The following is a 5,377-nucleotide window of genomic DNA, read 5'->3' as shown; positions in this document are numbered from 1 at the left end:
CACTGGCGCCGTCATGAGCCAGTACGAGCGCAAGGAGGTCGCCGTACGGCGCCTCCTGGAGGGCGCACCGCCGCCGGTGCCGCCGGAGCTGTACGAGGAGGCGGTACGGCGCGGCGGACGCAGGCTGCGGCGGCACAGGGCGGTGCGCAGGCTGCTGTGGTGCGCGCTGATCGTCGCCGTCGTGGCCTTCGCCGTGTGGGCGTCCGTCGCCCAGCCGTGGGTGGAGCCGCCTACGGAGACGACTCCACCGCTGACGCGCTGGTAGCGGGGGCTCGGCCGCTGGTGACGGGCCTGGGCCGCTGGTGGCGGGGCCTGCCTAGGAGTCGAGCGCCTGCTGGAGGTCGGCGATCAGGTCGTCCGCGGACTCGATGCCCACGGAGAGGCGCACCAGGTCGGCGGGGACCTCCAGGGCGGAGCCCGCGACCGAGGCGTGGGTCATGCGGCCCGGGTGCTCGATCAGGGACTCGACGCCGCCCAGGGACTCACCCAGGGTGAACAGCTTGGCGCGGTCGCAGACCCGCACGGCCGCCTCCTCGCCGCCCGCGACCCGGAAGGAGACCATGCCGCCGAACGCCTTCATCTGCTTGGCGGCGATCTCGTGGCCCGGGTGCTCGGGCAGCCCCGGGTACAGGACGTGCGTCACGCGCGCGTGCCGGGACAGCATCTCCGTCACGCGGGTGGCGTTCTCGCTGTGCCGGTCCATGCGCACCGCGAGGGTCTTGATGCCGCGCAGCACCAGCCAGGCGTCGAAGGGCCCCGCGACGGCGCCCATCGCGTTCTGGTGGTAGGCCAGCTCCTCGCCGAGCGCGGCGTCGCTCACGACCAGCGCGCCGCCGACGACGTCCGAGTGGCCGCCCATGTACTTCGTCATGGAGTGCACGACGACGTCCGCGCCGAGCGCGAGCGGCTGCTGGAGGTAGGGGCTCGCGAAGGTGTTGTCGACGACCAGGCGCACCCCGGCCTCGCGGGCGATCTGCGCGAGCGCCGCGATGTCGGTGATGCCGAGCAGCGGGTTGGAGGGGGTCTCCACCCAGATCGCCTTGGTGCGGTCGGTCAGCGCGGCCCGGACGGCCTCCGGGTCGGAGGTGTCGGCCACGGACCAGTCGACGCCCCACCGGGAGACGACCTTGTCGAAGAGGCGGAACGTGCCGCCGTACGCGTCATTGGGGATGACGACGTGGTCGCCGGGGCTGAGCAGCGTACGGAGCAGGCAGTCCTCGGCCGCCAGTCCGGACGCGAAGGCGAGACCGCGACGGCCGCCTTCGAGGGCGGCCAGGTTCTCCTCCAGGGCGGTCCTGGTCGGATTGGCGCTGCGGCTGTACTCATAGCCGCCGCGCAGACCGCCCACGCCGTCCTGCTTGTAGGTCGAGACCTGGTAGATGGGCGGGACGACGGCGCCGGTGAGGGGGTCGGCGGTGTTGCCGGCGTGGATCGCCACGGTCTCGAAATTCTGCCTGCTGTACGAGTCACTCATGCGGCCTGAGCGTAGTGCGCCGAGGGGGCCTTCCGCCCCGGTCGGTGCGGGTACGTCCCCACAGGTTGGCCAATTGTCGGACCCGTCTGGTTCGCTTGGTGCATGGAGATTCTCTGGGTCCTGATGGCAGTGATCATGATCGGCGCGGTCCTCGGGCCGGTCCTGCTGCGCAGGCGCGGCGGAATCCGGCAGGTCGCCCCCGGTTCGCCGGACGCCGCGGACCCCGAGAACTACGGCTTCCTGCGCCAGGAGGAGCTGGACATCCGCATGCCGGGCCCGGACGCGGACCTGCTCGAAGTCCTCGATCTGGTCCAGCGCACCCAGGAGTGGAAGGCGGCGTCGCAGCTCCTCGTGGGCACGGAGACGCACGGCGAGCAGCGCTGGCAGCGCGTGCAGGCCTTCGCGGGCGCGGCGTCCCTGGAGCTTCAGCGGCGGCCCGGCGGGGTGAGCGACAACCCGGGCGGGCAGTGGCTGCGGGTCTGGCGGGCCGAGGCGCCCAAGGACGCGGGCGGCGCCGCGGTGCACGCGGAGTTCCTGGTCCAGCAGGCGTGGCGGACCTCCACGCAGGGGACCGACGAGTTCCGGATCATCCTGGAGGAGGCGAGGGAGGCGTGCGCGCAGGCGGCGCTGCTGGCCCCCGGCGACCCCATTCCGTACATCATCGAGCTGTCCATCGCGCGGGGTCTCGCCTATCCCCGCGAGGAGTTCGAGCAGCTCTGGCTGAAGATCCTGGACCGCGCGCCCGCGCACATGGGGGCGCATCTGGCGGCGCTGCACTACTGGTGCGAGAAGTGGCACGGCTCCCGTGACCTGGCCCAGAGCTTCGCGGAGGCGGCCGCGGCCCGTGCGCCCAGGGCCTCCCTGCTCGCCGCGCTCCCCCTCTTCGCGGTGTACGAACACCTTCCCGAGGTCAATCTCGTCCGCGGGTTCTACGAGAGCGAGACCGTCACCAAGGCCATAGAGGGCGCCCTCTTCGCGGTGCACGCCGCGCGGCCGGGCGACCCGATGCTGGCGCACGTCCGCCATCTGCTGGTCTTCTTCCTGGTCCGCTGCGAGCGCTGGGGCGAGGCCATGAGCCAGCTCGTCCATGTGGACGGCCATGTCGGCGCCCTGCCCTGGACCCTCTCCGCCGACCCGGCGTCCGACTACGCGATCTACCGAGCCCTGGCCGTCGCGGGGTACGAGGCGAACGGCGGCAGCCCGGCGACGCTGCCGCACTAGGCGCCTGGCGGCGAGACGGAATGCGCCCGCGTCCACCGGCGTTGTGCGAAGGCACAGAGACATCCGGTGCGCAACGACACCCGGTGCGCAGAGACACCCGGTACAGACCTGGTCACGTACGACGTACGAGGAGAGAGACCACATGATCTTCGGCCGCACGCCCGAGCTCCCCACCCCGGAGCAGGCGCTCAAGGGCCGGGCGACCCCGGAATTCGAGGTCCCCTCCCGCCACACGGTCCTCGGCAACCCGCTCCTCGGCCCGTACCCCGAGGGCATGGAGGTCGCGGACTTCGGCCTCGGCTGCTTCTGGGGCGCCGAGCGCAAGTTCTGGCAGACGGCCGGCGTCTGGACGACCTACGTGGGCTACCAGGGCGGTTACACGGAAAACCCCTCCTACGAAGAGGTCTGCTCCGGCCTGACCGGCCACGCGGAGGTCGTTCGCGTCGTCTTCGACCCCACGCGCGTCTCGTACGAATCGCTCCTGAAGCTCTTCTGGGAGTCGCACAACCCCACGCAGGGCTTCCGCCAGGGCAATGACGTGGGCACGCAGTACCGCTCGGCGATCTACACGCACTCCCCCGCGCAGGAAGCGGTCGCGGAGGCGTCCCGCGACGCCTACCAGCAGGTCCTGACGGCCGCCAGCCACGGCACGATCACCACGACGATCCTCCCCGCGGGCCCCCGCCCCTTCTGGCCGGCGGAGCCCTACCACCAGCAGTACCTGGACAAGAACCCCGACGGCTACTGCGGCATCGGCGGCACAGGCGTAGAACTGGAAAGCCCCTCGGAAACGAACTGGGGCCGAGCCTGCCCGACGGGGATCGCGCCTGCGCCGGGGGCGGGGAGCTGAGCGGCCTGTGGGGGCGCGACCTTCGGGAGACGCCCCCACGCACACGGCGCTAGTCGCCCTGCTTCTTGACGTACGCGACGGCCATCATGCAGAGGCCGAACGCTGCGCTGAAGGCTGCTGCCCCCGTGCCGACCGCCGACGCGAGCGACATGCCCAGAGCGGCCCACAGAAGACCGCCGACCAAGCCCGCGATCACGGAGACCAGAAAAACGATCACGACTTCGTAGACCCGGTGATTACACACCGGTACCTGAGTGGACAAGGACGATCCTTCCGAGTTCCTTCAGAACATCGGCGTCCGGGTCTCGCGGGGTGTGACACTCATGCCAGCCGGACGACCCATGCCTACACACTGAGGTCGTAGCCAGGGCGCATCGCCTGGGAGGCGAACGCCTGGACACCACGGGAAAATCACGTGGTCTGAGCACGGCATGCGATGTGCATCCCCCTGATCTCGCCCTCACCGTCGGCGGCCACCGAGCGGTCGGCCAATCCTATCTCCACTGCCGCAACAAGCTCCAGCCATAAGGCAGTTGCTTCATCGAGCCCCTCGTGACGGGCGGGGCAATCGGTATGTCTATGAGTGGTGAAATGGCTCGAACGTTCCTTGTCGGGAAACGTGGTCGTGTCTTATCGTCCTCCGAATTCGGCGGAACCGGAGAATCCTGGAGGAGAAGTGCAGCAGATTTACGATGAGGAGTTGCAGGTCAACGTCACCGAGACCGGCGAGGTGTTCGTGGACGTGGGCGAGTGGTTCGAGGGTACGAGTTGTCGGGACGAGTCGGGGGTCCATCATGACGACTGACGCCACTTCGGTGACGTTGGTCGTGACGGCGAAGAAGGACTTGACCGCGGATCTCGTGGTGCGGGAGCTCGGCAGGGCGGGTGCCGGTACCGGCACCGGCACCGGCACCGGCAGGGTGCATCGGATCGATCCTGCCGATGTGCCCCGCGCGCTGGAGATAGAGGCAGACCTGAAGAGTGGGGCCTTTCGGCTGCGAGACCGGTACCGCACGACCCACTCCGACGACATCACGGCGGTCTACTGGCGGAAACCGCAGGCGTCCGGACAGGATGAGCACGTGGCAGCCCTGTTCGGGCTCCTGTTCACGCTCGACACTCCCCTCTGGGTCAACCATCCGTGGCACAACGAGAGGGCGGCGCACAAACCGCCCCAGCTGATCCAGGCCAGGAGGTCCGGCCTCGCCGTGCCGGACACGTTGATCTCCTCAGAGCGTGAGACAGCGCTGAAGTTCATGGAGAGCGGAGAATTCCGCGTCATCACGAAGACACTCCGACAACAGCAAGGCGCTCTCGAACCAGCCAGAATCGCGGCTCCGGAGGATGCCGAAACCGGATTGATTCTGTTGCAGCAGTACGTGGAGAAGGACTTCGACGTGCGTTTGACCGTCGTCGGAGAACAGTTTTTCGCCGCGCGGATCGTGTCCCCTCCCGGTGTGACCGACTGGCGTCAGCCCTCTCCGGGCACGCTCACTTTCGAAGCACTGCGAGAGATTCCCCCGGACGTCCGCCGCGGCGTCTCGTCGTACATGGAGTTCTACGGCCTGCGGTACGGCGCGTTCGACTTCGCGGTCGACCGCCAAGGCTGCTGGTGGTTCCTCGAATGCAACCCCAACGGCCAGTACGGCTTCATCGAATACGCCACGGGACTGAAGATCAGCCGAGCTCTGGCACATCTCCTGCTGCGCCCAGCCCCTCTGCCCTCAGCGAATCTGCCCCCAGCCGATATCGGCGGCGGCCGCCGGTTCGTCGGGCAAGGGTGAAGGCAGCGCCGCGGCGTCGGAGTCGCGGGAGATCTGGGAGGCTTCATG

General features: G+C 69.2%; 7 protein-coding genes. 5 read left to right on the top strand and 2 right to left on the bottom strand.

Annotation, left to right across the window (positions count from 1 at the left end; genetic code table 11):
• Positions 1-13 precede the first annotated feature (13 nt).
• Positions 14-265 carry a hypothetical protein gene (locus tag AB8Z36_RS27380; protein WP_369216051.1) on the top strand — a complete coding sequence of 84 codons (252 nt, stop codon included), beginning with the start codon at positions 14-16 and terminating at the stop codon, positions 263-265.
• A 51-nt stretch (positions 266-316) separates the two neighbouring features.
• Here the strand turns inward: AB8Z36_RS27380 and AB8Z36_RS27375 are convergent, their stop codons facing one another.
• Positions 317-1,474 (bottom strand): cystathionine gamma-synthase, encoded by a 1,158-nt coding sequence (locus AB8Z36_RS27375; RefSeq protein WP_369216050.1) that lies wholly within the window; start codon positions 1,472-1,474, stop codon positions 317-319.
• Positions 1,475-1,576: 102 nt separating this feature from the next.
• Between AB8Z36_RS27375 and AB8Z36_RS27370 the strand changes: the two genes are divergently transcribed.
• Together AB8Z36_RS27370 and msrA are read left to right on the top strand one after the other, a co-directional pair.
• Positions 1,577-2,695, top strand: coding sequence for a hypothetical protein (locus tag AB8Z36_RS27370; protein WP_369216049.1), 1,119 nt, complete (start codon positions 1,577-1,579; stop codon positions 2,693-2,695).
• Between the two features lie 142 nt (positions 2,696-2,837).
• On the top strand, positions 2,838-3,545 hold the full coding sequence (gene msrA / locus AB8Z36_RS27365) for a peptide-methionine (S)-S-oxide reductase MsrA (RefSeq protein ID WP_369216048.1): 708 nt from the start codon (positions 2,838-2,840) through the stop codon (positions 3,543-3,545).
• A gap of 49 nt (positions 3,546-3,594) precedes the next feature.
• On the opposite strand, the gene AB8Z36_RS27360 is transcribed toward msrA, so the two are convergent.
• A complete protein-coding gene (locus AB8Z36_RS27360) occupies positions 3,595-3,807 on the bottom strand; it encodes a hypothetical protein (protein ID WP_369216047.1) in 213 nt (70 codons plus the stop codon).
• Between the two features lie 414 nt (positions 3,808-4,221).
• On the opposite strand from AB8Z36_RS27360, the gene AB8Z36_RS27355 reads away from it, so the two are divergent.
• Together AB8Z36_RS27355 and AB8Z36_RS27350 are read left to right on the top strand one after the other, a co-directional pair.
• Positions 4,222-4,350, top strand: a complete 129-nt coding sequence (locus AB8Z36_RS27355; RefSeq protein WP_369216046.1) for a hypothetical protein — start codon at positions 4,222-4,224, stop codon at positions 4,348-4,350.
• Entirely contained in the window at positions 4,340-5,329 is a 990-nt protein-coding gene (locus AB8Z36_RS27350; protein ID WP_369216045.1) for a hypothetical protein, read from the top strand. The genes AB8Z36_RS27355 and AB8Z36_RS27350 overlap by 11 nt, the downstream gene beginning before the upstream one ends.
• Positions 5,330-5,377 lie beyond the last annotated feature (48 nt).

It is taken from the genome of Streptomyces flavofungini (assembly GCF_041028215.1).
Classification (GTDB): Bacteria; Actinomycetota; Actinomycetes; order Streptomycetales; family Streptomycetaceae; genus Streptomyces; species Streptomyces flavofungini_B.
Note: the sequence above shows the minus strand (reverse complement) of the source record. Positions and strands in the feature narration are given on the sequence as shown.

Coding starts and splice junctions, on each gene's coding strand:
- AB8Z36_RS27380 (WP_369216051.1), top strand. CDS start 14: ATGAGCCAGTACGAGCGCAAGGAGGTCGCCGTACGGCGCCTCCTGGAG.
- AB8Z36_RS27375 (WP_369216050.1), bottom strand. CDS start 1,474: ATGAGTGACTCGTACAGCAGGCAGAATTTCGAGACCGTGGCGATCCAC.
- msrA (WP_369216048.1), top strand. CDS start 2,838: ATGATCTTCGGCCGCACGCCCGAGCTCCCCACCCCGGAGCAGGCGCTC.
- AB8Z36_RS27350 (WP_369216045.1), top strand. CDS start 4,340: ATGACGACTGACGCCACTTCGGTGACGTTGGTCGTGACGGCGAAGAAG.
- AB8Z36_RS27370 (WP_369216049.1), top strand. CDS start 1,577: ATGGAGATTCTCTGGGTCCTGATGGCAGTGATCATGATCGGCGCGGTC.